This is a genomic window from Cytophagales bacterium (assembly GCA_033344775.1).
GTDB lineage: Bacteria > Bacteroidota > Bacteroidia > Cytophagales > Cyclobacteriaceae > JAWPMT01.
On the sequence record JAWPMT010000001.1, the window covers coordinates 1,006,136 to 1,028,434 of the forward strand.

The following is a 22,299-nucleotide window of genomic DNA, read 5'->3' on the forward strand; positions in this document are numbered from 1 at the left end:
GAAGAAAGTCAGTTATTTTTCGAAAGGACTTATGTAATCACATAATACCTCAACTGCTCTTCACTTCCGGGGAGTTGGATGTATCCATTGTGAAGGAAACCTAGTTTTTCCAATACACGACAGGAAACAACATTTTCGTCGGTGGTAATGGCACCTACTTTATCCGCATCATAATCATGAAAGGCTAACTCAATCATCTTCTGTGCTCCTGAAGAGGCATAACCTTGACCTTCATAAGCCTCTAAAATGGCATATCCAATATCAAGTCCATCCACGCCTTCACGATCATGCAAACTACATGTGCCTACTGCCGAATTGGTTACCGGATCGATGATTACGTGGTTCACAAATCCTTTCTGGCTCAAGTCAGGATGCATCTTATCCAAGATATATTGACGGGCATCATTCATGGAATAGACTCCTCTATCTCCGATATGCGTCAACCATTTCTCGCTGGTCATCAATTCGAAAAGTAGCGGAGCATCTCCCTCTGTTACCAGTCTCAATTCCACGGGTCGCTGAGGACTATGGTCCTCCCAGGAAAAGGACAAGAACTTCCATTTGGTATGATATTTTACGAATTGAAAATCCTTTGTTCCCTTTATGCTAAATGGCTTTCCGTCCTTTATACCTTCTTTTTGATAAGTAGCTATACGAACGGCGCGATTTCCATCAATCACGGTTTTCGAGGACAGTTCATACTCTTTAAACTCCTGATATACCCCTGATTGGAGAATGGATTCACGGGATGAAACGAATTCGGAAATATGAAAGGTTGCTGTTTCACCGGGCTGAAAATGCGTTACCTGGCCTCGCGGGTCAAAAATATTCCTCAAATTTCCGACATGCTCCCCTGTGGTTGTAAAGGCAGCAAAAAAGGCTTCAACCAGTAGGTCTATTTCGTGCTCATCTACGTTTTTCATTCGTCTTCCTCATTTAGGATTGAGCGACAGTGATATTAGCCGCATGCCACACCTTGATATTTAAGGTATTGGCAATAAAACATTTCCTATTCGCCTCCGAATGCAATTCCTCCGCCTTTGGGATCATGCGTTCCTCCGATACAACTACCTCGGGATGTAACTTCAAACTGGTAAAGGCACCACTGCCATCCTCGTTCAGTTTCATGGTACCCTCTGCCCTATCAAGATAGTTCACCACCACGATACCGTTCACTGCACACAAATGCAAGTACCATAGCATGTGGCAAGATGAAACAGCCGCCAGCAATAAATCTTCCGGATTACTCTTTGTGGGATCCCCTAAAAAGGCTGGGTCTGAGGAACCAGCAATGGACGGCTTTCCGTCAATCTGAATTTGATAGCTACGTTCATAGGCCTGGTAGCCTGACGTGCCTTGTCCTTTATTACCGGTCCAAATTAAATTGGCTTTATAGTGGTGGTCCATCTTCATCATTTGTTATGCTTCGCTAATTCAACCCGTATTGTTTCTTTGATGCTTCAACTATCTCGGCTTCAGTCTGTTTCGGATACAAGTGGTAACTCGGAGCAATAATGGGAGTAACTTCCTGTATTTCAACTCGAATGATCTGATTAAAAGGAAACTTTCCCATGGTCAATTCATCAAGTGCCGCTTTCATTGTATTGAACCCCTCGTGACTACTATCGATGATTGCCGCTGTACCTTTCATTTTATGGCCTTTCTGCACCAGTATATCCAGGACACTAACACAAACCTGATCATTCTGACGGATGTTTCGAACAGAGCCTGGCGATGCGATGTTCGCAATGATCACATACCGATCTTCCCAAGGCAAAAACGCTTCTTTGGGAGAAACATTGGGTATTCCATTTTCGTCGACTGTCGCCAGCCAGCACAATACACATTGCTCTAAACTTTCCTTGATTGAGTCGTTAAGCATGTCAAAAAATCCAAAGTTAAAAATATGACCTAAGCCAAAAGGTTGGCTCTCCTCATTTGTATTGCAAATTAGTTAACCCACACAATCAACCAAGCAATAGGCTGGAACTTGCTCCAAAAACAATACTATTTACCTGATTCAGTAAGTCTAAAAGCCTGACTTCCGTATATCTTGTAAGCAGTTATGGAAAACTATCTGGAAAGCATCATCAAGCAATTCAAGTATTATCAAGGCCTTGGAAAAAAGGCAATGGACCAGGTGGACGAAAAGTCACTGTTCATGGAACCGGGAATAAACTCCAACTCCATGGCTGTCATCGTGAAACACCTGCATGGCAACATGCTTTCTCGATGGAAGGACTTTTTGGGAAGTGATGGGGAGAAAACGTGGCGCAACCGTGATGATGAATTTGAAGACACGCTGACAGACCGAACAGCAGTTTATGAACGATGGGAAGAAGGCTGGGAATGTCTTTTTAATGCCATCGAGAATTTGAAAGCCGATCAATTAGATCACATCATTTATATCAGAAATGAGGGTCATACGGTGATGGAAGCCATCAATCGGCAGTTATGTCACTACAGTTATCATGTGGGCCAGTTAGTTTTGTTAGGGAAGATCATTAAGGGCAGTGACTGGACCAGTTTATCTATTCCTAAAGGCCAGTCAGCAGCATTCAACCAGCAAAAATTTAAGGAGGAGAAATCTCGCAAACACTTCACGGATTCTTAATTGCGACTTACCTATTGACGGACCCGGGGAACGTTTTCTCTGCTCCTGCGTTCTAGATTTAGCGTCAAGTTTAGTTAACATTAAGCTCTTGTAAGGAGAAGCTATTATACATGTCTGCCTCTACCCTTTTTATCCCTGATATTTCCGGTTTCACACGTTTTGTCAAGCAAACGGAGATTCAGCACAGTCAGCACATCATTGAAGAGTTGATTAACCTGATCATCAAGGAAGGAAGTCGAACTTTTAAAGTGGCTGAAATTGAAGGGGATGCTGTATTCTTTTTCAAACACGAACAAAAGCTATCGGTAGAAGAAATCATTGCAGAAGCCAAACGCATCTATCTTGCTTTTCATCAGCATTTATTGAACTATCAGCATCGACGGATCTGCAATTGTGGTGCCTGTACTTCTGCCGCTAATTTGGAATTAAAGTTTGTTACTCACGCGGGAGAAATAGCCCTGGCGAATTTTTCATTAGATAAAGGCAAGCCTTATGGTGAAGCGGTTATTGTCGCCCATCGTTTACTGAAGACGAAAATCGGACATTCGGAATACTTATTACTTTCTGAGGATTTCAACGATGAGGTTGAAGCAGCAGATGGCCATGATTGTTACGAAGACACGGAACTTGGGAAAACGAACTTCTCATATAACTTCCTTCGGGAATGGAAGAAAGAACTCAAGCCTGTTGTCCATCAATCGGGCAACACAGACTTTGACATCATGGCAACAGTCACTCAGGTGCTACCTTTCGAGATGTCATTCATCTATGACTTTATCTCTGATTTTCGATACCGAAGCCTCTGGAACAAAGAAGCAGACAAGATCTTGTTTGATGAAAACCAGATCAATCAGGCCGGAACCGAGCATTTATGCATCGTCAATGGTAAAGACCTTTCACTCGAAACCATCAAGCCACGAACAGAAGCAGGACAGGAATCTTATGGGGAAATCTTAAAGAATCCTGCTCCCTTTAAATATTTCGAAAACAGTTTTCTTCTGACGCCTCTAGACAATGGCCACGCCCGGGTTGAGCTACGATTATGTGCTTCTTTTAAATGGACTATTCAAAAGATCATTGCTGGTATTATTCGCAAGAAATTTAGCAAGCAAGCTTCCCTGATCATCGACCAATTATTCGAAGCTTTGCAGGGCCATGCGAAAGAAGTGGCTTGATTTGGGCTTTTTTTTCGTCATCTCCGATTAAGGCAACCTCAAAACCTCCACTTTCAATCTGGTTGTTCGCCCTTTCTTCATCTTTAATTTCTTGGCTGCTTTCGCAGAAATGTGCAACCCATTTTTGTAACGACCTTTTTCCCGATCATTGACGCGTACAACCACCACTTTGCCATTGGCAGGATTGGTCAACTCCAATAGCGTACCATAAGGATAAGCCCCGTGTGAAGCGGTGAAGGACTTCTTCTTGTACTTTTCACCGCTCGTTGTGACCTTGCCTTTGTACCTGGGATCATAAACCCTGGCCTTCATTTTCGATACATAGCCAACTCTCATGATATCTACCTTGGGCTTAACTGGCTCGGGAATCGTCTCGGCAGCAATGACAGGTAGATCCGGCGTGATTTCTTCGTCTTCGAAAATTCTGGTCCCAAACAGGTAATACTTATCGTAGTAGTAAGGATTGTGAATGGAAGTGATGTTCACACCACTATTGGACGCATGGAGCATCCGTTCTCCTTCGATGACAAAACCCACGTGGGACACCAGTCTGGGCGTATTGTAGGTACGAGAGAAAAAGATCAGGTCTCCAGGTCTGAGTTCGTTCTTCTCCAGAATGATTTTACCGTACTTGGCCAGTTCATTGGCATTGTGCGGTGCATATACACCCAAATCTTGCATGGTTTGTGAGATCAAACCTGAACAATCCATCCCTTTCCGGGACTGCCCTCCATATCGATATGGGATACCCAAATATGCACGGGAGGCATTGATGAAATCCTCAGGCTTAATAGCTGAAACATCGAGGTACTTTTCGGCTCCTTCTGACTTAAATTGCCGCAATCTGCGGGTCATATCGGCATCTCTGGAATACTTAACCAGTAGCTGATCCAGCGCTTCTTGCGCAAAACTGAAAGAAGAATAAAACAGCAAAGTGATCATGATGAGTGAACGGTGCATGGCGAATTGATTGAGGTTGAAATTACTTTACCCTGCTTACAGGTTCAGTGAAATCGCAGGTCGTGATCTGAGTTGATGTGACTTGGTGAGGGTCACTGAATAATGAACGGCGCTTGTACGGGGTTTATTATATCGGACCGATTCTATGTTCAATGATGCTTTGGAATACCAAGGTCGTTTAGTTAAGAGAAGCTATCGTCATTGCGAGCCTGCGTGGCAATCTTAAATATGTTATCGATATAGAATTACTGATTAGACTGCTTCAATTCTTCGCAGTGACGAACCTTAACTAAAACGATATTGAATCATATACTATTCAAAATTCACAAAACCATCTTAGTAAGGTCAACATTTCATCAACTTCAGAAAAATTCCAATTATCGTATACTCCAAGACAACTACTTCAAAAATGTACGCTTTAACGAATCTTCTAAGGACTATTCAGACTTATAGCTGTATGAGAAAGGTATGCTTATTATTGACTGCTACATTATTTCTTCTCTTTTCAGTCAAAGGCCAGGACAAGGATGATGAACTAAAGTTATTTACCTCCATCATTGAACCCGGTTCAATGGCTTCTAAATTAGAGACCATTAAATACTTCGACAACAACTGGAACGATGCCTATATCCCACTGTTCCTGGAAATCTTCTACTTCGCGGATGATCCTAAACTATTTCTGGCGTTAAGAGAAGTACTGGAATCTCATACAGGCAAAAGATATGGTTTTGATCTGGACAAATGGTACCAGTACATCTGGAGCAAGCCTGAAAACGTCCCTCACTACTATGCAGATTTCAAGGCAGCATTGTACCAACAAATCGACCCCAAGTTCTATCGATACTTTAAAGACCGAATGATTACTCGCAATATTCGGCTAGATGAAGTTCGATGGGGAGGTGTTTTACAAGATGGCATCCCTCCGCTGAGAAGTCCACTCATGATTACGGCTTCAGAAGCTGGTTACCTGAATGACGATCACGTCGTTTTCGGGATCGAAGTAAACGGAGATATAAGGGCTTATCCGAAAAGGATCCTGGCCTGGCACGAAATGTTTGTGGATGAGGTAGGTGGTGTACAAGTTGCAGGCGTGTATTGCACCTTGTGTGGCACGGTCATCCTCTACGAAACAGAAATCGAGGGCAAAAACCATGCAATGGGAACGAGTGGGTTCTTGTACCGATCCAATAAATTGATGTATGATCAAGCCACCCAATCCTTATGGAATACCCTCTGGGGAGAACCGGCTATTGGTCCACTGATACACGAGGATATTAGGTTCAAGGTGCGTAGTGTGGTAACCACCACCTGGAAAGAATGGAAGGCCAGACATCCGGAAACGAAAGTACTCTCTTTACAAACCGGCCACAGAAGAGATTATGGTGAAGGGGTCGCTTATCAGGACTATTTCGCTACGGACAAATTGATGTTTACCGTTCCCAAAATCGATAGCAGACTAAAAAACAAGGATGAAGTACTGGCCATACGATTGGAAAAAAGCGCTGAGGAGGCGTTGGCTATTTCAGCAAAGTTCTTAGTGAAAAACAACATCTACCATGATCAGATTAATGGCAATGCTTTTGTTGTTCTGACAGATAAGACGGGAGGCAATCGAGTTTACGAGAGCCAGCGAATCACCTTCAAAAAGTATAAAAATCCATTCACCGTACTTGATGAGACAGGAATTACCTGGGAAATCAGAGAAGATGCCCTTTATTCCGATACAGGGGATAAACTTGCTCGGCTACCTCATCATCGCGCTTTCTGGTTTGGCTGGCATGCTGCATTTCCGGAAACGAGATTAGTCAAGTGAATCCCTGTTAGGTCCGGCTGTCGGCATTATCTTGCTCCCATGAGTCAGGAAGCCCTTAAAGAAGCACGTGAACTGCTGAATAGTCGAAGCTTTGGCGTATTGTCCACCTTATCTGTGAAACTGGAAGGATTTCCATTTGGATCGGTGGTTCCTTATTGTTTAGATGAGGCTGGTGCTCCTGTGATTTTGATTTCTACGATTGCTGAACACACCAAAAACCTCATGAACGATCCTAGGTGTAGCATCACCATTTTGAGAGAAAGTAATAATGTTCAATCCAATGGACGTTTGTGTTTAGTGGGTAACATGGAAAAACTCCCTACAGAGGATGAAGTCACACCCGAAAAATACTATCGACACTTCCCAAAATCCGCTGGTTATCATCAGGCCCACGACTTTTCCTTTTATAGACTGGACATCAAAGACATTCGATATATTGGTGGGTTCGGTCGTATTCATTGGCTGGATGCCAAAGATTTTTGCCTACAAAACCCCTTTAACGGGAAAAGTGAAGCCTACATCATCAATCACATGAATGAAGATCACCAAAAGGATCTAGCGCTGTATTCCTCGCATTTCCAGCAAATCAAAACGGAAGACAAACAAGTACGCATGGTGGGTATCGACACGGAAGGATTCGATGTGTTTGTAGATGACCGGAAATTACGATTCACGTTCGAAAACCCAGTTACTGATGCCAAACAAGCCAGAGAAGCATTCGTGGCTTTATCAAAAGCGGCGAAAGCCTAAAGCCCCATATTTCCTAAACGCAATGGAATGCGCTCCCCTCCTTCTTTGATGGATCGATAGACGGCTTCTACAATGATCATGTCTCTTTTGCCCATTTCACCAGGTGCGAGATTGGGTGCTCCTTTCAAAATATGTTTGGCAAAATCATCCATTTGCAATGCTTGTTGCCGTTGATGTGGGAAACTGATCTCCCCTGTCGAAGTACGCCCACTCAAAGGGCCGTAATTATTGGCTGGTTCCAGTTCGAACCACCCCTTCTCACAGGAAGCATACAACCGGTTGATGTTCATGTTGTGAGAAGTTGTGATATTTCCGATGGCGCCATTTGGAAATTCGAATTGTGCTGTAATCGTCTCATCTGTGTCTCTAAAATACTCGGGACGCGTACTGAATTCCTGGGCCGAAACCGAGGTAGGATTTTGACCGGTTCCATAAATCGCCGATTGAATCGCGTAAACTCCCATATTAACCAGCGCCCCACCACCAGAAAGTTTTCTATCCAATCGCCATTGGTCTGGATTGCTTCCTGAATAATAGCCGGCATCCGCTGAAATGAATCGCACTTCTCCAAACGTTTTCTCGCGCACCAATCGTTTCACTTCCTGTGTGTAGGGTTCTGAATGCAAGCGATAGCCCATTCCTAATTTTACTCCAGCTTCTTTACAGGCATTGATGATCGCATCACATTCCGCCACATTCATGCCCATTGGCTTTTCACAAATCACATGCTTACCTGCTTTGGCAGCGCGGATACTGAATTCAGCATGCATGGAATTGGGTAGCACGACGTAGACTGCTTCTATGGCATCATTGTCAGCGATCTCATCGAAATTCTCATAGTCGTAGATGCTTTCTTCTTTAAGACCATATTTATCTGCCCATTGCTGTTCTTTTGCTGGGGTTCCGGTCACAATTCCAGCGAGATGACAATGATTGGTTTCCAACAGTGCGGGGCCCAATTGATACGTACTATAACTCCCTAAACCGACCAGAGCTATCCCTAGCGATTCGCCGTTTTGATCCTCAGCACAACTGGAAAAAGGCATGCTACCTAATAAGGCAACACCGCCTGTTCCCTTGAGTACTTTCTTATTAAAATTTCTTCTGTTCATGTCTCAATAAATTGTAATCAATCGCGAGAGGCTGCAACAATAGTAGCCGCTAGTGATTCATAATCCCAACTAAGCCCGTGCCTGTTCAACATCCTGAACCTACCTCCATCATCCCAAACAACAGTCAGCAAGCCCCTTTCTTTGGCTTCTGTGGCATAGAATCGAGCATAATCAATCCGAGTTTCCAGTGGATTTTCTTCAACAGAGCCCCATTCTCCCAAAATAACAGGTCGACCCTTATTCACAATCCACTTGTCTCTGACCTTATCCAATTCGGCTTCCAAAGCGGATTTGTCCTGTTCTGTACCCCAGGAAATGGAAGCTTCTCCAGCGAATGGCCAGGGAAAATAGGTGTGCAGTGAGATGATGATTTTGGGATCCTCATTTGGTATTTCCAGGCTCTCCATGGCTGCGGGAACCGTACTGGCCGCCCAGGTAGGAATCATGATATGTCGGAGTTCGTTGTTTCCTCCGGTAGCTCTAATGGCATCTACGGCGACCTGATTAAAATCGTTGATAAATCCTCTTCCTGCCACGGTACCCCCAGACCATTCTTCAGGTATGCCTTCTATTCGGGGCTCATTCAGGGTTTCAAAAATCAAAGAATCATTGTACGCAATAAAATGATTGGCCACTTGCGTCCATAAACTCGCCAAACGCGCTTCGGTTGTTGCGGCTGTTTCTGCACTAGGTACGACCCAATCATTGTCATGATGAACATTGAGGATGACGTGCATCTGGTTTTCGAATCCATAATCAACCACGGCTTGTACTTGATTGAGATAACTCGACTCAATTTCATAAGGAGCATTTTCGTCCTGGTGTGTACCCCAGGTAACTGGGATTCTCAGCGTGGTAAAACCCATGGACTTCACCAGATCGATCATGGCCTTGGAAGGCGTTGGATTTCCCCATAATGTCTTGTTCCGGTCCGTCACATCGAACCAGTTTCCCAGGTTCCAACCTACTCCCATTTCCCCAACCAGATCTGAAGAACTGATATCTCGGGCGTCTCCAATTCCGGGCGCCTCGTTCGAGGTGACCGGTTCCTCAGGAGGTGTTTCTTCCTCTTCCATTTCAGGAGTCACTTCATCTTTCCCACACGCGATGAAGAGGATCAAAAAAATGATCATCCATCCATACTTCCCAGCTTTAAATGATTGCCCTTTGAAGGTCATGCTATTTTTCATATTCGGTTCAAGAAATGCAAAGAGTCAAAATAGATAATGGAATCCAGAAAAGGCTATCGTGTGCAGCAGGTAGGTCTGTTTTTCGTTCCAATTCGGTTCAAAAACCCTAGTTGAACCGAATGTCCAACTACTTATCAATGGTCCATTAATTGCAAGACCAAATCTGAATCAATATGCGAAGTAGCATAAACCACCCCCTGTCGATTCATGAAAGTCGTTTCCGGATCATTCAAATGAAGCTGCTTTCTATTTGCGTTCGATACTTGTAGATTCAATTCTTCAAACAGCAGCCGTGTCGCAGCATAATCCCAAATGCTTCCTCCTCCGTTAGTCTTCTTGGGAAATTTAAAATAGTATCCGTTCTTGGAGGTCATTACACCGATGGCATTGGCTACAGCACCATTTGTTGAATACATTTCCAAATCCAATTGCTGTTCTTTGGCCCAAGCGTGCATCTTGGATTTCACCTCATCGAAGAAATTAGTAGACATGAAACTTCGATCCATGTACCAATGGAGCTTTTGATCATCACGTAAGGTTGCTCTGCTGAAAGGTTTATCATTTAGCACTACGCCCTCTCCTTTTATAGTCGAATAGCATTTTGCTTCGTTAGGAAGGTAAACCACCCCTACTACGGGATCACCTGATTTGGCAATCAAGGCAATGGAAACAGCAAAACCAGGTTGGCGTTCGGTAAAAGGCAAGGTTCCATCCAGAGGGTCCACACACCAGAAGTAGTCTTTATTCAATCTTGACAGGTCATCAATCGTTTCTTCGGTCAATAGTCCCAGATCAAATTTTTGTATGGATGGATTCAAGAGACTCAGGATGATTTCCTGAGCTCTGAGATCTACTTCAGTGACGACTTGTGATGCTAAGCTATCGCCACCAGACTTTCCCTGAACTTCATGAGTTTGGTCGAGTTGGGATTGGATGTAATGCCCTGCGTGGGTAGCGGCGTGATTGGCGGTTTGTTGGAGTTTGAATAGTTGTGACTGGTTCAGGTTCATTTGAGCGTGTTCAACCTCATAAGCAATTTAAGACGTTGAAGCATCCCCTCCTAATCTAAAATCTTTGTAATCAACTTAAGCCTAAAATAAAAGATCGTCATCCCCGACTTTGTTCGGGAATCTCGAAATCATTTAGTACATCTAACTATGAGATTCCTGCCTTCGCAGGAATGACGCTTAAGTTGATTTCAGCACTTTTGAGCTTCAAAAAAAATCTTAAACCTCACTCCAATTGTTCAATGACTCCTTGTGTGAGTCGTTTACTATAGCCATGCATTTTCCAATGGCCAGGACTCCAACCATCTAAAAAGCGGTAGAAGTCTGCCCAGGCAAAGGCATACAGTGGACGCCATTCCTCCTCAAGGCTGTTGAAATCAAAAGCTGACGGCAGGGCTTGTTTAAGTGCTTCAAAATAATGACCTAGTAACAAGTCCTCATATCGCTCACATTCCTCTTCCTCAAAACAACTGCTAAGAAAATAGGCAACATCTTTCATTCCACAACCTCTTCCTACATATTGAAAATCCACCGCAGCCACTTGATTAGCTTGTCCAAAACAGAAATTGGCCAATTTGGCATCTCCATGGACCAGGGTCTGGAAAGTGGAGTCCTGAAGTCGTTGATCAATGGCCGATGCAGCGGCTTTCAGGTCTTTGTTCCGCATATCGCCCCACTCATCAGGTCGGGTATCCAGGTGCCAGTAGGTCCCAATATCCCATAAACCATCCGGTGAGGTATGCATAAAAGTTGCATGGAAATTTGCCAGCCAGGTCAATACGCACTTAACCTGATCTAGTTGTACCGTTTCAGGATTATATCTCAAATCAAATCCACTGTGATCCAGGTCTTCCATGATCAACAATAGGCCATCCTTGATCGCTTTGTAATGGAATAATTCAGGGACTTTACATTGGCCGGTGGTCAATGACGAGTATTCCTGATACCAGCAATTTTCGACTTGATAAGACTTCAGTTTCCGCTGATGGGAAGTAGATGTGTTCCAACCTCTTGGATGATTACTCTGATCCGACCAATCGACGTGTTTGACCACCAAACCAGGATATTTCCCTCCTTCCAACAGGTACCTTTTGATCATACCATATCCACTCCAAAGTGTTTGTATCACCTCTGTATTTTTGATGGATTGGGCACCTGTCAATTGTATGATTTCCTTTTCGAGATCAATCATGGTGCGATGATAAGGTATTGCAGTGAATATCTATTTTCATGGTAGACTTTAAACATGAAGTTCTCGGGCATAAAAACGTCTTCAGCGCGTTGCTAAAGGTTTATGGTTTCTTCTAATCAAGAAAGAAAAATAAACACTAATATCACTGGCACTTTATTGCGCTGGAGATTCCCGACAAAATGTTCACCTTAAGAAAGGTGAACATTTTTCGAGAATAACGTTTTAAAGCACTACCTCAAATTCATCTAATCAATAAGAAACCTTTTTGTAAGCCCATCGATCATAGCATTCCTCGTCATATTGTTGCAAAGCTATCTTAGTCATTCGTCGCTCATTTCTTATCTCCCATTTCCGCATGAACTTGTTGGTCAAACCATTTGCTGCCCACCAGGAGTAAGGGTACAGTTCATCTGACAATAATTGATTTTCAAGTCTGGATATTTTACTATCGATTTCACTATCTACTGATTGAAGATGCGTCACATAGGCCTTGGTATATTTTGGAATAAAGTAATATTCAGGTACATGACAATGATACCTCCTCACACTTCCCTGCCAGGGATTCCATCTCACTTCATAATGTCCAAAGTACTTCTTTGCCCTCACAGAAAGTCTTCTATAGGCCCGCTTTCCAATGCGTCGAAAACCAGGCCATTGCCAATAATCTTTGCTCCACGTAACTCGTTCCCACTGTTCCTCAATCTCTCGCTTCGTAAGCCCCCACTCACTACTCCCGCAAGCATCAAGGATCTCCAGAAACACGTGAGCGTCCTTACGTCTCGCGATATCATCACGCAATACATATTCCCTGTACCAGCCATGTCTAATGGGCTTATCCAACGGGATCAGAGCAAGGTTACACTTGGCTGAATATAACTTATTACATTCCTTCTCAACCTGCCTTACTTTTGACAAACGCTTTTCTATAACGTTCATTGGCCTCATACCTTCCTTGCTTTAAAATCCCGCCCTTCAAACACTTTTACCGGATTGCCTCTTTGTAAGGCAAGGTGCTCACGCCACTGATCATCCACACGTGCCTGCAATTGCTCCATCTGATGTTGCTCCAAAGCCATCTTCATCTTAGCAATCGCCGCTTTCTTATTCTGATGCTGTGATTTCGAATCACTGGCAGTAACCGCCAGTCCGCTTGGATGATGAACCACTCTTACGGCTGTCTCTACCTTGTTTCGATGTTGTCCCCCTGGACCAGAAGCGCGAAAGGTGCTGAATTCCAGGTCTTTTTCACTAAACTTCATCATGTTGGATTCCTTGAAAATAGAAACTCCCACAAACCAGTTCTTTCGCTTATGAAATTTCCGAAATGGACTCTTTCCTACCCACTGAATCGTTCCAATCCATGGTTGAATAATTTGCTCCACCTCTTTTCCTAAAACCTTTACCAGACAGGAGTTCAGTGTTCCCCGCTCTTGTCCCTGGTTTCTATGAATGGTCTCCACCTCAAGCTTATTCTGTCGAGCAAAAGCCATCAACTCCTTCAGTACCTGTGCAACTACCCAGGCACATTCTGCAGGTCCTCTTCCTGCTGATATTTGTACATAAATGGTTTGTTTCATGACTTATGCTTTATCCATTCTTACAATTTTTGGGAAGAACGTTCCCACGACATCTACCAGATCCGACTGATAGCGCATAACCTGCTCGATATCTTTGTAGGCTATCGGAGCCTCATCCGTACCTCCACCAATCAGCGTCACGCCATTACGGCTCAGGGTCTTTTTCATTTCACTTCCCGAAATAGATTCCCGGGCTGCTTTTCTGGACATTTTACGCCCAGCACCGTGAGCTGCACTCTTCAAGGAGCGATCGTTACCTTTTCCTCGAACGATGTAACCAGGTGTGGCCATAGACCCTGGAATAATTCCCAGTTCCCCCTCTGCCGCAGGTGTAGCACCCTTTCGATGAACAATCAAAGCTTCACCATCTTCCTGTACTTCCTTCCAGGCGAAATTGTGGTGGTTTTCTATCGTTCCAACTGGCTTGATCCCAAGGTATTTCCCCAGGTGATAATGGATCTGATCATGGCAAGCTTTCGCATAATCACCTGCAAGGTTCATCGATAACCAATACTCCTGCCCCGATTCTATGGACAAGTCCAACCAGGCCAGGTGATGTGCTTGTTTCGGCAACAGACATTGCTCCATGGCAATGCCCATGTAATGTTTGGCGATAGTAGCACCTAGTCCGCGTGAACCCGAATGCGAAAGTAATCCGACGTATTCGCCTGCTGGCAGTCCAAAATCATTCGACTCACCCAATTGTACCAGACCGAACTCCACGAAGTGGTTTCCTGACCCTGATGTACCCAGCTGTTTAGCTGCCCGGCCGTGCAATTGCCGAAGTAATGGCGTCATTTGGAAAGCTTCCTGATCTAGTATCTCGTGCTCTTGCCGGAGATTCAGCTCTCCTCCCGAACCAAAGCAGGTACGCTCTTTCAGAGCCATTTTGAACTGGTAGGCATGCTTCTGCAGGTACCTCACATCCAGATCAAATACACTCAGGCTCATCCGGCATCCAATGTCCAACCCTACACCGTAAGGTATGACTGCATTTTCTGCAGCGAGTACTCCACCGATTGGCAGTCCGTAACCCTGATGAGCATCGGGCATCATCGCTCCTTTCCTGGCAATTGGCAATCGCATGGCCAATTCCATTTGCTGATAAGCGTTGCTGGAGATTTGCTTCCTTCCGAAAACCTGAAAATCTCCACTTTCTCGCTGTAAGGCGATCTCTTGCTTGTCCTTCAACTCGAGCTGTGGCTCAAATTCCGCTGCCAGAGGCCCCAGTAAAGGGTCATCCAAATAGTTCGCGTAATTGATTCTTACATCCTGTAATAAGTTCAGTTGCTCCGATTTCGAAGCGTGTTTATAATATTTTGAAATGATCCCAATGGCCAGACTAGTGGCCTTGTTATCGGTATAATCAATTTGTCGGAGGTCTTTACCCCGCAACTTAACCTTGCCCATAAAGCATTAAAATGTTGACAGAACCGACATCCGATCGAACGGACAGGCGATTCTTAGAAAATCAAATTTGTAATTGAGGTGGACCGGATTTAAGAGGAACGCCTAAACGGTGATCTCGTCTATTGGCTGACTCGTCCTTGAAAAAAGAGCATAAAAAAAGTCCTGACGTTTTCACATCAGGACCGGATACTCTTCAATGAGATTGCTTAAAAATCTCTGTCCGGTCTATTGTGCGATATGGTATGTTTGCTCCAACATATGAGACTCCTTTCTTGATAAGGATGAACATTGCAAAACTAGAAGCACTTACATCAGATCTGCAAAAAAAGTTTGATTTTTTTTTATAACTACACCCCAAAGCGACTCAAGAAAGCAACCTAAACATCAGGTTATCAGTCATTTAAAAAAGCGGCCCTTCCGAGCCGCTTTTCTTCTTAATCATTCAATATTTATCCTTTTTCTTCTGCTTCATGATGCCTTTGACCATCTTACCAAATTGTTTTTCTTTCTCTCGACGTTCTTGAACGGTGGCGCGGTAATGTGCTTCTTCTCGTCCGAGCTTCATGTAGTTTTCATACATTTCCTCGTTCAATTCACCGGCATCCAGCGCAGCCAATATCGCGCAGCCTTTTTCATTGACATGGGTACAGTCTTTGAATTTGCAATGCTGGGCCAGTTCCTCTATTTCTTGAAAAGTGACTTCCAATCCACTCGAACCATCCGCAATTCCTACTTCCCGCATACCCGGATTATCGATCAATAAGGCACCTGAGGGCATCTGGATCAACTCCCGATGGGTCGTGACGTGCTTGCCTCGACCGATGCGGTCATTGATCTCACCTGTATCCATCAATTGATCACCAGAAAGGAGATTCATCAAACTTGACTTCCCCACTCCTGAAGAACCTAATAAACAATAGGTTTTACCTTGCTCTAAGGTCGATTGAATTGCAGCAAGACCTGAGCTATTGGCATTGCTAAAAGGAAATACTGATACATCAGGAAATCTTTCCTGTACTTCCTTCACAGCCTCTTTCAGCTTTCTTTCCTCTACCAGATCGATCTTGCTTAGCAGAATAACCGGTGTAATCCCGGCTGTATGGCAAATCGTGACATAGCGTTCCAACCGATTGAGGCTGAAATCTCTGTTAAGTGATTGTACAATCCATCCAAAATCAATGTTGGCCGCAATGACCTGCTTTTCAGCGGTTCTTCCAACGGCATTTCTTTCCAACAGAGAATGTCTGGGATATACTGCATGGATCAGTCCCTTTTGATCGTCATAGGGAGAAACGACCACCCAATCTCCTACGGCAGGAAAATCCGCCCGACTTTCTGCTGTAAATCGAAAATTGCCGAGTAGTTCCGTCTCTAGTTGGCCGGTTTCTGTCAGAACGGTGTATCGTTCTCTCTGTGCAATAATTACCCTACCAGCCAAAAAGGCATCCAGTTGATTTTCATTTCTATAGTTTTCTAAAGTTGAGTTATACCCAAGTGCTTCTAATTGTATTTCTTTCATTTTGATCATTATTTGATTGGCTCACATCATTGCGAGCAATAGTTGAGTTGCTTTTCGTTTAGGACCAGGTTTAAGAATAATTATCATATCATGCATAGCAAAACAGCATGCTGTATCAATCCAAAAACACAGGGAAACACCCCAGCAACTGGGGAATAGAAAGAAACGACAGTAACTCGTTAGTGACCTAACGCAGCCGACTGTCTACTGCACCGAGATAGCGGCAGGTAATGTGTATTGCGTATTACTCATAAAAGAACAAAGGTAATGAATCTTATCTTCAAGCTCTTTCCTCTGTAAAACTCATGCACTGGAAGTCCACAACTAAATTGAATCTCGTGAGTTATCTAATCAATGCCACTCAACTCATGAACATCAAGAAAATTAAACCAAAGCCAGGTCAGGAGTCAGTCTGGGATTATCCCCGTCCTCCTGCCATTGAGCCGGTGACTCAACACCTGAAAATCATCTTTAATGGGAAGGAAATCAGCAATACCAATCAGTCTTATCGCATATTGGAGACCAGTCACCCTCCTACTTATTATCTACCTCTTCAGGCATTCAAAAAAGGCACATTAATCCGTACAGATCGCATCAGTTTTTGTGAATTCAAAGGAGAGGCCATTTATTACCATATCCAGGCAGGTGATCAAACTGCCGAATTTGCAGCATGGGGCTATCCATCTCCCAATCGCAGATTTGGTGCCCTGAAAGATCACGTATCCGTCTACGCCTCGAAAATGGAATCCTGCTTTGTTGGCGAAGAACGAGTACAGGCTCAGGAAGGAGACTTTTATGGGGGTTGGATCACTTCTAAAATCGTAGGCCCTTTCAAAGGAGGAGCGGGTACCTGGGGATGGTAAATAACACGGACCAATCACTTGATAATCTTCGACAAGTGATCTCCAATATTGCTCCTATGGACGCGCATTCCATGGAGAAAATGCTCGATGGATTTGAATTCAGAACATACGAAAAAGGGCAGGCTTTTGCACGTAAAGGAGAATACGCTAAAAACATGGGGTTTGTGACCTCCGGGGTATTGCGGGCATTTTTTAGAGGATCTGATGGCACAACCTACAACAAAACGTTTTTCAAAGAGAATTCACTCATTGGCGCCTATTCATCACTAATCACAGGACAGGTAAACCGAATTGATATCGAGTGCCTTACTGCCTGCGAAATTTGGACTTCACCCTATCAGAGCATCGTAGCCCTTTATGATGAATACCCACTCGTTGAGCGCTTTTCAAGAACGCTGGCCGAACGCTTTTTTGTCAGTAAGGAGAAAAGGGAAATTCAACTGGTGACTTTGGAAGCTAAGGAACGATATGCCATTTTCCAGCAAGAACATCCTGGTCTTGATCAGCGTATTCCTCAATACCACATAGCCTCCTATTTAGGAATAACACCTACGCAGCTCAGTCGTATCCGTGCGAATAAATAAGTCCATGCCTATTTATTGACATATGTAAATGAATTTGGGTAGCGGTCTATTCAGATTTGCTTCCAAAGATTGATGTATGCGATTGAATAAAAATAAAATACTGATTACCGGAGCTTCTGCGGGGATTGGAAAGGCCCTCCTCGACAAGTTTTTAGCCCTGGACAATCAAGTCATTGCGGTTGGTAGAAATGAAAAAAAGCTTCAGTCACTTGCCCAATCTGATCAACGAATCATTCCTTTTCAATGCGACCTGGGACAACCGGAACACCTTCAAAAGTTAGTCACATTTGTACGGGAAGATCATCCGGACATGAATATACTGATCAACAATGCAGGTATTCAATACAATTACCAATTTGGAGAAGAAGACCAGGAATCAAGGATCGATCACGAAATTCAGGTGAACCTTACTGCTCCAATTCTTCTGATCAATTCATTGCTTCCGGTGCTTACAAATCAGGAAAATGCAGCCATTGTCAATGTTTCATCCGGATTAGGACTGGTACCCAAAAAACAAGCCCCGGTGTACTGTGGAACAAAGGCGGGACTTCACATTTTTTCAAAATCGCTACGTTATCAACTGGAGACAGTGAAGGTTTTTGAGATGATTCCTCCGTTGGTTGATACCGAAATGACCGCCGGAAGAGGCAGTGGAAAAATCAGTCCAGAACAATTGACAGAAGAATTCATTCAAGCTTTTCGGCGAAATCGATATGAAGTGAATGTCGGAAAAGTCAAACTGCAAAAGCTCATCAATCGTCTGAGTCCCTCCTTAGCGGATCGAATTATGAGAGGAGGAGGAGAAAAATCTTAAAGGCATAAAAAAAGGAGTTTGTATCAACAAACTCCTATCTGATTCCGTGTCTATGATAATCAATTTTCCAAAAGGGCAATCATCTTCTCAGCAACCCCTTTGGCAGATGCTGGATTCTGCCCCGTAACCAATCGACCATCGGCGATGCTGTTGGCTTGCCATGGGCTGACAGACAAGAATTTTGCTCCTTTTTCTTTCAATGCTGATTCCAATAAGAAAGGCACATCTTCCTTGGCATATCCCTCCTCCTCTTCATTGGTGAAGGAAGCAATGGTTTTTCCTTGTACAATAGGTGTTCCATCAGAAAGGGTAACATTCACCAATGAAACAGGGCCGTGACATACTGCACCTACAATGGCTCCTCTTTCATAAGTATCAGCAATGGCCTTATGCACATCTGAATTTTCGGGCATATCCACCATTGGGCCTAAGCCTCCGGGAACAAATACGGCATCATAATTGGCCACATCCACTGCATCAATCTTCTGGGTGTTTTTCGCGAGGGCAATACCTTCTCCATTGAGGAAATCCACATTCAAGGGATCGTCAGTCAGCTCCAGACCATCGATGGGTGCTTCTCCCCCGGCCGTGCTGGCAAATGCCACCTCATAGCCCTTTTCAACAAATTCATGATAAGGGTGTGATACTTCAGGTAAGTAGTTGCCGGTCTTGCGTTTGTTGGGTCCGATTTCCTGAGCACTTGATACGATGAATAATACTTTTTTTGACATGATCTTTAAGATTTTGATTTGAAAATTTCCTTAGTAGTCGAGACTTCCCTGTGGGCCAATAGTGGCACGATCGTATTCAATCCCAGGTCTTGATAATGCACTGAAGTCCGATGAGCCTCCAATGCTTCCTGATCCCGATAAGTCTCAAAAAGAAGAATACAATCATCTTCACCAATGGATTGGTGGGCCTGATAGGAAAGGTTTCCTTCCTCTTCCCGGCTCTTCTGAGCCAGTGCCTCCAGGGCTGTAAGTACCTGAGCGAGTTTGCCGGATTTCACCTGCCATTTGGCAAAGATTGTGATTACTGTGTCTTCCATCTTTTGTTTGATTAAGGATGAATGTAAAGCTATTTGCAGGTGCGGACCTGGGGTATTGAGGTCCGTTAGTAAGGGGATTGAAAAAATTGACCTATGTTAAGAATTGGCCAATTGCCTGCGAATTCTGCTCAAGCTTTCGGGAGCAATGCCCAAATAGGAGGCGATCTGATAGTTTTTTACCCGTTGTTCAATTGATGGGAATTGCTCTAAAAAATCAGCATATCGCTTCTCAGCAGGGTCTTTCAACATCGCCAGGATCCGGCGATGGTTAGCCGCATAAGCACGCTCCAGTTTTCGAAGGAAAAAAGTCTCCAGAGCGGGCACTTTATGATAGAGCTTTTCCAGGTTTTCTTTCGAAATAGTAATCAGAGAGGAATCTTCGAGGCACTCTACAAATAAGGTCGAAGGTGAATCCGTATGATAGGCCATGAAGTCACCGATCCACCACTCCTCTATCGCAAAAAGCAATGTATAGTCACGTTCCCATTCGTGCTCCTGAAAGTAAGCACGCACGCATCCTTTCACCACAAAAGACTGGGAATCGATCAGAGAATTCGGTTCACTGATCAAGTGTCCTTTTTTCAGGTTTTGTATTTCAAAAAACCCTTTGCATGCCTCAAAATCCTCTGAACTTAAATTGGTTTCCTTGTTCAGGTGTAAGTAAAGTGCCGCGAAAGACAACTGGTCATTCATATAACCAAATGTATTTCAAATCAATCGGTCCCCTTCAAATACTTATCCATAAATGCCAACGTACGTTTCGAAGCAGTGATATTGTTTTCGTTTTTCACGAAACCATGCCCTTCGTCAGGGAAAATCACATACTCCACTGGCACACCATTGGCTTTCGCTGCTTCCACTATTTCATCCGACTCGACTTGTAATACACGAGGGTCGTTGGCCCCCTGAAGTACAATAAAGGGCTTCGTGATCTGATCCGCAAAAAATAATGGTGACTTGTTGTAGAGCGACAAGCTGTCCTCAAACGGATTGCCCAATTCCTGATACAATGCTTCCCTGAATGACTCCCACCACGGTGGAATGCTTTTCAACGTTCTGAGCCAATTGGTCACGCCAAAATAGTTGACACCTATGGTAAACTCTTCCGGAGCGAAGGCGAGGGCTGCCATCACCATGTAGCCGCCATAGCTACCGCCCATGATGCCAATTTTATCTGGATCCACATAACCAGTTTCGAGGAGAAATTTCTTTGATTCAATACAATCTCTCAAATCTTCATCTCCGTGTTTGAGGTCATCCGCCTGAAAAAACGTCTTACCGTATCCCGAGCTTCCCCGGTTATTAACTGCCAGCACCACATAGCCATTATTGACCCAGTGCTGAATTCTAGGGGTGTAATTGAGTCTTGTTTGGCCACCTGGTCCGCCATGGATATACAATAAGGCCGGCAGTTTTGCTCCTTCTTTAATGACTTTTGGTTTGTACAACAAGGCAGGGATCTCCATCCCATCAAAAGACGCATACCGGATCACCTCCCCTTCCACCAGGTCTTCCGAATCGATCTCATCGGTCATCGTATTGGTGAGTCGCTTCAATGCAGCATTACCAAAATCATAGACAAATAGATTTGAAGGTGATTTTGAACTGCTGACGTAAAAGGACATTTTGCTTTCACTATCGGATATATTTACGCCTGTGATGTCACCAGTAGGCAGGCCTGGAATCGAGATTTGTTCTCCTGAAGCGGTATCCCAAATTCGGATCTCTGTTCTCGCGTCATTGTTGACACCAGTCACACGATACTTCCCTTTCAAAGAGAGGTAGCTATACATGATGTCCCAATCTGCGGTTTCTTCCACCTTACGCTCTCCAGTTTCAAGGTCATAACTGATCAAATAAGTAAATTCCTGGTCTCGGTTGGTTGTCAGGAACAGCTTTTTATTATCTACGCTAAAGAATTGAGCTGTATTGGCCTCATTTCCCTCATGCGCGGTGATCAGTTGAGTTTCTCCCGTTTCTGTATCCAATAAATGAACATTAGAATTGGAAGTGGTGATCGTTTCTTGCAAGGCAATATAGCGTTCGTTATCGCTGATGGCAGAAGGGGTAAATCCATTGTTATTCTGATAAATGCTTACGGTGTTATAGATCCCATTCTCCACATCTTTACCGGCGACCTCCGTCCGATACATATCGAAAAACCTTGGATCTCGTTTGTTGGAGGCCCAAAAAATGGCCGTTCGGTCTACGTTCCACTTGTACAATGTTGCTTTGGCACTGTCTGGTGTCAGGTCTATACTGGAACCATCTGTATTTCTGATGTAAATGTGATCCAGTTCATTCCCTCCCTGATCTGCCGTGTAAACAATCCGATCATCTTCCGGGAAATAAGAATCTGCGAAAATGGCATCTTCTTCAGACTGGGTCAGCTGTTCTTGCTCACCCGTCTCGATATTCACCGCAAAAGCATTATACACGCCCGTCTCCTTACTGGTGATCAGGACTGATTTTTCATCGGCGGAAAACGAACCTCCGAAAATGCTTACAATATCCATGAACTGCTCAATGGTATATTGCTTAGGAGGTTTTGGGGTTTCTTCTTTAGGAGCGCAAGTAGAAAAAGTGATCGCCAGGCCCAAAAGCCAAAAAATGCTTCTCATAATACATCAGATTAGGTCTCGATAAAGTTAGCCCAATTCTATTTCTAAAA

At 44.0% G+C, this 22,299-nt stretch carries 23 protein-coding genes; 7 read left to right on the plus strand and 16 right to left on the minus strand.

What is annotated here, in order from left to right; all coding sequences use genetic code 11:
* Positions 1 to 29: 29 nt before the first annotated feature.
* The 3 genes from R8G66_04130 to R8G66_04140 are packed head-to-tail and all read right to left on the minus strand — an operon-like array spanning position 30 to position 1,882.
* Positions 30 to 923, minus strand: coding sequence for a GNAT family N-acetyltransferase (locus R8G66_04130; GenBank protein ID MDW3191521.1), 894 nt, complete (start codon positions 921 to 923; stop codon positions 30 to 32).
* Positions 924 to 936: 13 nt separating this feature from the next.
* Positions 937 to 1,407 (minus strand): OsmC family protein, encoded by a 471-nt coding sequence (locus R8G66_04135; protein ID MDW3191522.1) that lies wholly within the window; start codon positions 1,405 to 1,407, stop codon positions 937 to 939.
* Between the two features lie 22 nt (positions 1,408 to 1,429).
* Entirely contained in the window at positions 1,430 to 1,882 is a 453-nt protein-coding gene (locus R8G66_04140; protein MDW3191523.1) for a pyridoxamine 5'-phosphate oxidase family protein, read from the minus strand.
* A 183-nt stretch (positions 1,883 to 2,065) separates the two neighbouring features.
* Here R8G66_04140 and R8G66_04145 point away from each other — a divergent pair, with 183 nt between their 5' ends.
* Both R8G66_04145 and R8G66_04150 read left to right on the plus strand, forming a co-directional pair.
* Positions 2,066 to 2,614 carry a DUF1572 family protein gene (locus tag R8G66_04145; GenBank protein ID MDW3191524.1) on the plus strand — a complete coding sequence of 183 codons (549 nt, stop codon included), beginning with the start codon at positions 2,066 to 2,068 and terminating at the stop codon, positions 2,612 to 2,614.
* 110 nt (positions 2,615 to 2,724) lie between these two features.
* A complete protein-coding gene (locus R8G66_04150) occupies positions 2,725 to 3,789 on the plus strand; it encodes a DUF2652 domain-containing protein (protein MDW3191525.1) in 1,065 nt (354 codons plus the stop codon).
* A gap of 27 nt (positions 3,790 to 3,816) precedes the next feature.
* Here R8G66_04150 and R8G66_04155 read toward each other — a convergent pair whose 3' ends face one another.
* Positions 3,817 to 4,749 carry an NlpC/P60 family protein gene (locus R8G66_04155; GenBank protein ID MDW3191526.1) on the minus strand — a complete coding sequence of 311 codons (933 nt, stop codon included), beginning with the start codon at positions 4,747 to 4,749 and terminating at the stop codon, positions 3,817 to 3,819.
* Positions 4,750 to 5,206: 457 nt separating this feature from the next.
* Between R8G66_04155 and R8G66_04160 the strand changes: the two genes are divergently transcribed.
* On the plus strand, positions 5,207 to 6,562 hold the full coding sequence (locus R8G66_04160; GenBank protein MDW3191527.1) for a DUF3179 domain-containing protein: 1,356 nt from the start codon (positions 5,207 to 5,209) through the stop codon (positions 6,560 to 6,562).
* A gap of 39 nt (positions 6,563 to 6,601) precedes the next feature.
* Positions 6,602 to 7,312: a DUF2470 domain-containing protein gene (locus R8G66_04165; GenBank protein MDW3191528.1), complete on the plus strand. Its 711-nt coding sequence runs from the start codon at positions 6,602 to 6,604 to the stop codon at positions 7,310 to 7,312.
* On the opposite strand, the gene R8G66_04170 is transcribed toward R8G66_04165, so the two are convergent.
* The 8 genes from R8G66_04170 to rsgA form a co-directional block, all read right to left on the minus strand.
* Positions 7,309 to 8,424: a Gfo/Idh/MocA family oxidoreductase gene (locus R8G66_04170; GenBank protein MDW3191529.1), complete on the minus strand. Its 1,116-nt coding sequence runs from the start codon at positions 8,422 to 8,424 to the stop codon at positions 7,309 to 7,311. The genes R8G66_04165 and R8G66_04170 overlap by 4 nt on opposite strands.
* 17 nt (positions 8,425 to 8,441) lie before the next feature.
* A complete protein-coding gene (locus tag R8G66_04175; protein MDW3191530.1) occupies positions 8,442 to 9,614 on the minus strand; it encodes a glycoside hydrolase family 5 protein in 1,173 nt (390 codons plus the stop codon).
* A 134-nt stretch (positions 9,615 to 9,748) separates the two neighbouring features.
* Entirely contained in the window at positions 9,749 to 10,624 is an 876-nt protein-coding gene (locus tag R8G66_04180) for an inositol monophosphatase family protein (protein MDW3191531.1), read from the minus strand.
* 223 nt (positions 10,625 to 10,847) lie between these two features.
* Positions 10,848 to 11,813 carry a phosphotransferase gene (locus tag R8G66_04185; GenBank protein MDW3191532.1) on the minus strand — a complete coding sequence of 322 codons (966 nt, stop codon included), beginning with the start codon at positions 11,811 to 11,813 and terminating at the stop codon, positions 10,848 to 10,850.
* A gap of 249 nt (positions 11,814 to 12,062) precedes the next feature.
* Complete coding sequence (locus tag R8G66_04190) at positions 12,063 to 12,653, minus strand: hypothetical protein (protein MDW3191533.1); 591 nt, start codon at positions 12,651 to 12,653, stop codon at positions 12,063 to 12,065.
* A 101-nt stretch (positions 12,654 to 12,754) separates the two neighbouring features.
* Positions 12,755 to 13,390 (minus strand): peptide chain release factor H, encoded by a 636-nt coding sequence (prfH, locus tag R8G66_04195; GenBank protein ID MDW3191534.1) that lies wholly within the window; start codon positions 13,388 to 13,390, stop codon positions 12,755 to 12,757.
* A 3-nt stretch (positions 13,391 to 13,393) separates the two neighbouring features.
* The gene (locus tag R8G66_04200) at positions 13,394 to 14,800 is read right to left on the minus strand and encodes an RtcB family protein (protein MDW3191535.1); all 1,407 of its coding nucleotides are present in this window, start codon (positions 14,798 to 14,800) and stop codon (positions 13,394 to 13,396) included.
* 442 nt (positions 14,801 to 15,242) lie between these two features.
* On the minus strand, positions 15,243 to 16,319 hold the full coding sequence (gene rsgA, locus R8G66_04205; GenBank protein ID MDW3191536.1) for a ribosome small subunit-dependent GTPase A: 1,077 nt from the start codon (positions 16,317 to 16,319) through the stop codon (positions 15,243 to 15,245).
* Positions 16,320 to 16,657: 338 nt separating this feature from the next.
* On the opposite strand from rsgA, the gene R8G66_04210 reads away from it, so the two are divergent.
* The 3 genes from R8G66_04210 to R8G66_04220 all read left to right on the plus strand — a co-directional run bounded on the left by R8G66_04210 (position 16,658) and on the right by R8G66_04220 (position 18,580).
* Entirely contained in the window at positions 16,658 to 17,182 is a 525-nt protein-coding gene (locus tag R8G66_04210) for a DUF427 domain-containing protein (protein ID MDW3191537.1), read from the plus strand.
* A gap of 35 nt (positions 17,183 to 17,217) precedes the next feature.
* On the plus strand, positions 17,218 to 17,766 hold the full coding sequence (locus R8G66_04215) for a Crp/Fnr family transcriptional regulator (protein ID MDW3191538.1): 549 nt from the start codon (positions 17,218 to 17,220) through the stop codon (positions 17,764 to 17,766).
* A gap of 76 nt (positions 17,767 to 17,842) precedes the next feature.
* On the plus strand, positions 17,843 to 18,580 hold the full coding sequence (locus tag R8G66_04220; GenBank protein MDW3191539.1) for an SDR family NAD(P)-dependent oxidoreductase: 738 nt from the start codon (positions 17,843 to 17,845) through the stop codon (positions 18,578 to 18,580).
* Between the two features lie 59 nt (positions 18,581 to 18,639).
* Here the strand turns inward: R8G66_04220 and R8G66_04225 are convergent, their stop codons facing one another.
* The 4 genes from R8G66_04225 to R8G66_04240 form a co-directional block, all read right to left on the minus strand.
* The gene (locus R8G66_04225) at positions 18,640 to 19,311 is read right to left on the minus strand and encodes a type 1 glutamine amidotransferase domain-containing protein (protein MDW3191540.1); all 672 of its coding nucleotides are present in this window, start codon (positions 19,309 to 19,311) and stop codon (positions 18,640 to 18,642) included.
* 5 nt (positions 19,312 to 19,316) lie between these two features.
* Positions 19,317 to 19,628, minus strand: coding sequence for a putative quinol monooxygenase (locus R8G66_04230; protein ID MDW3191541.1), 312 nt, complete (start codon positions 19,626 to 19,628; stop codon positions 19,317 to 19,319).
* A gap of 96 nt (positions 19,629 to 19,724) precedes the next feature.
* Positions 19,725 to 20,321, minus strand: a complete 597-nt coding sequence (locus R8G66_04235) for a Crp/Fnr family transcriptional regulator (protein ID MDW3191542.1) — start codon at positions 20,319 to 20,321, stop codon at positions 19,725 to 19,727.
* A gap of 20 nt (positions 20,322 to 20,341) precedes the next feature.
* Positions 20,342 to 22,249 carry a S9 family peptidase gene (locus R8G66_04240; protein MDW3191543.1) on the minus strand — a complete coding sequence of 636 codons (1,908 nt, stop codon included), beginning with the start codon at positions 22,247 to 22,249 and terminating at the stop codon, positions 20,342 to 20,344.
* Positions 22,250 to 22,299 lie beyond the last annotated feature (50 nt).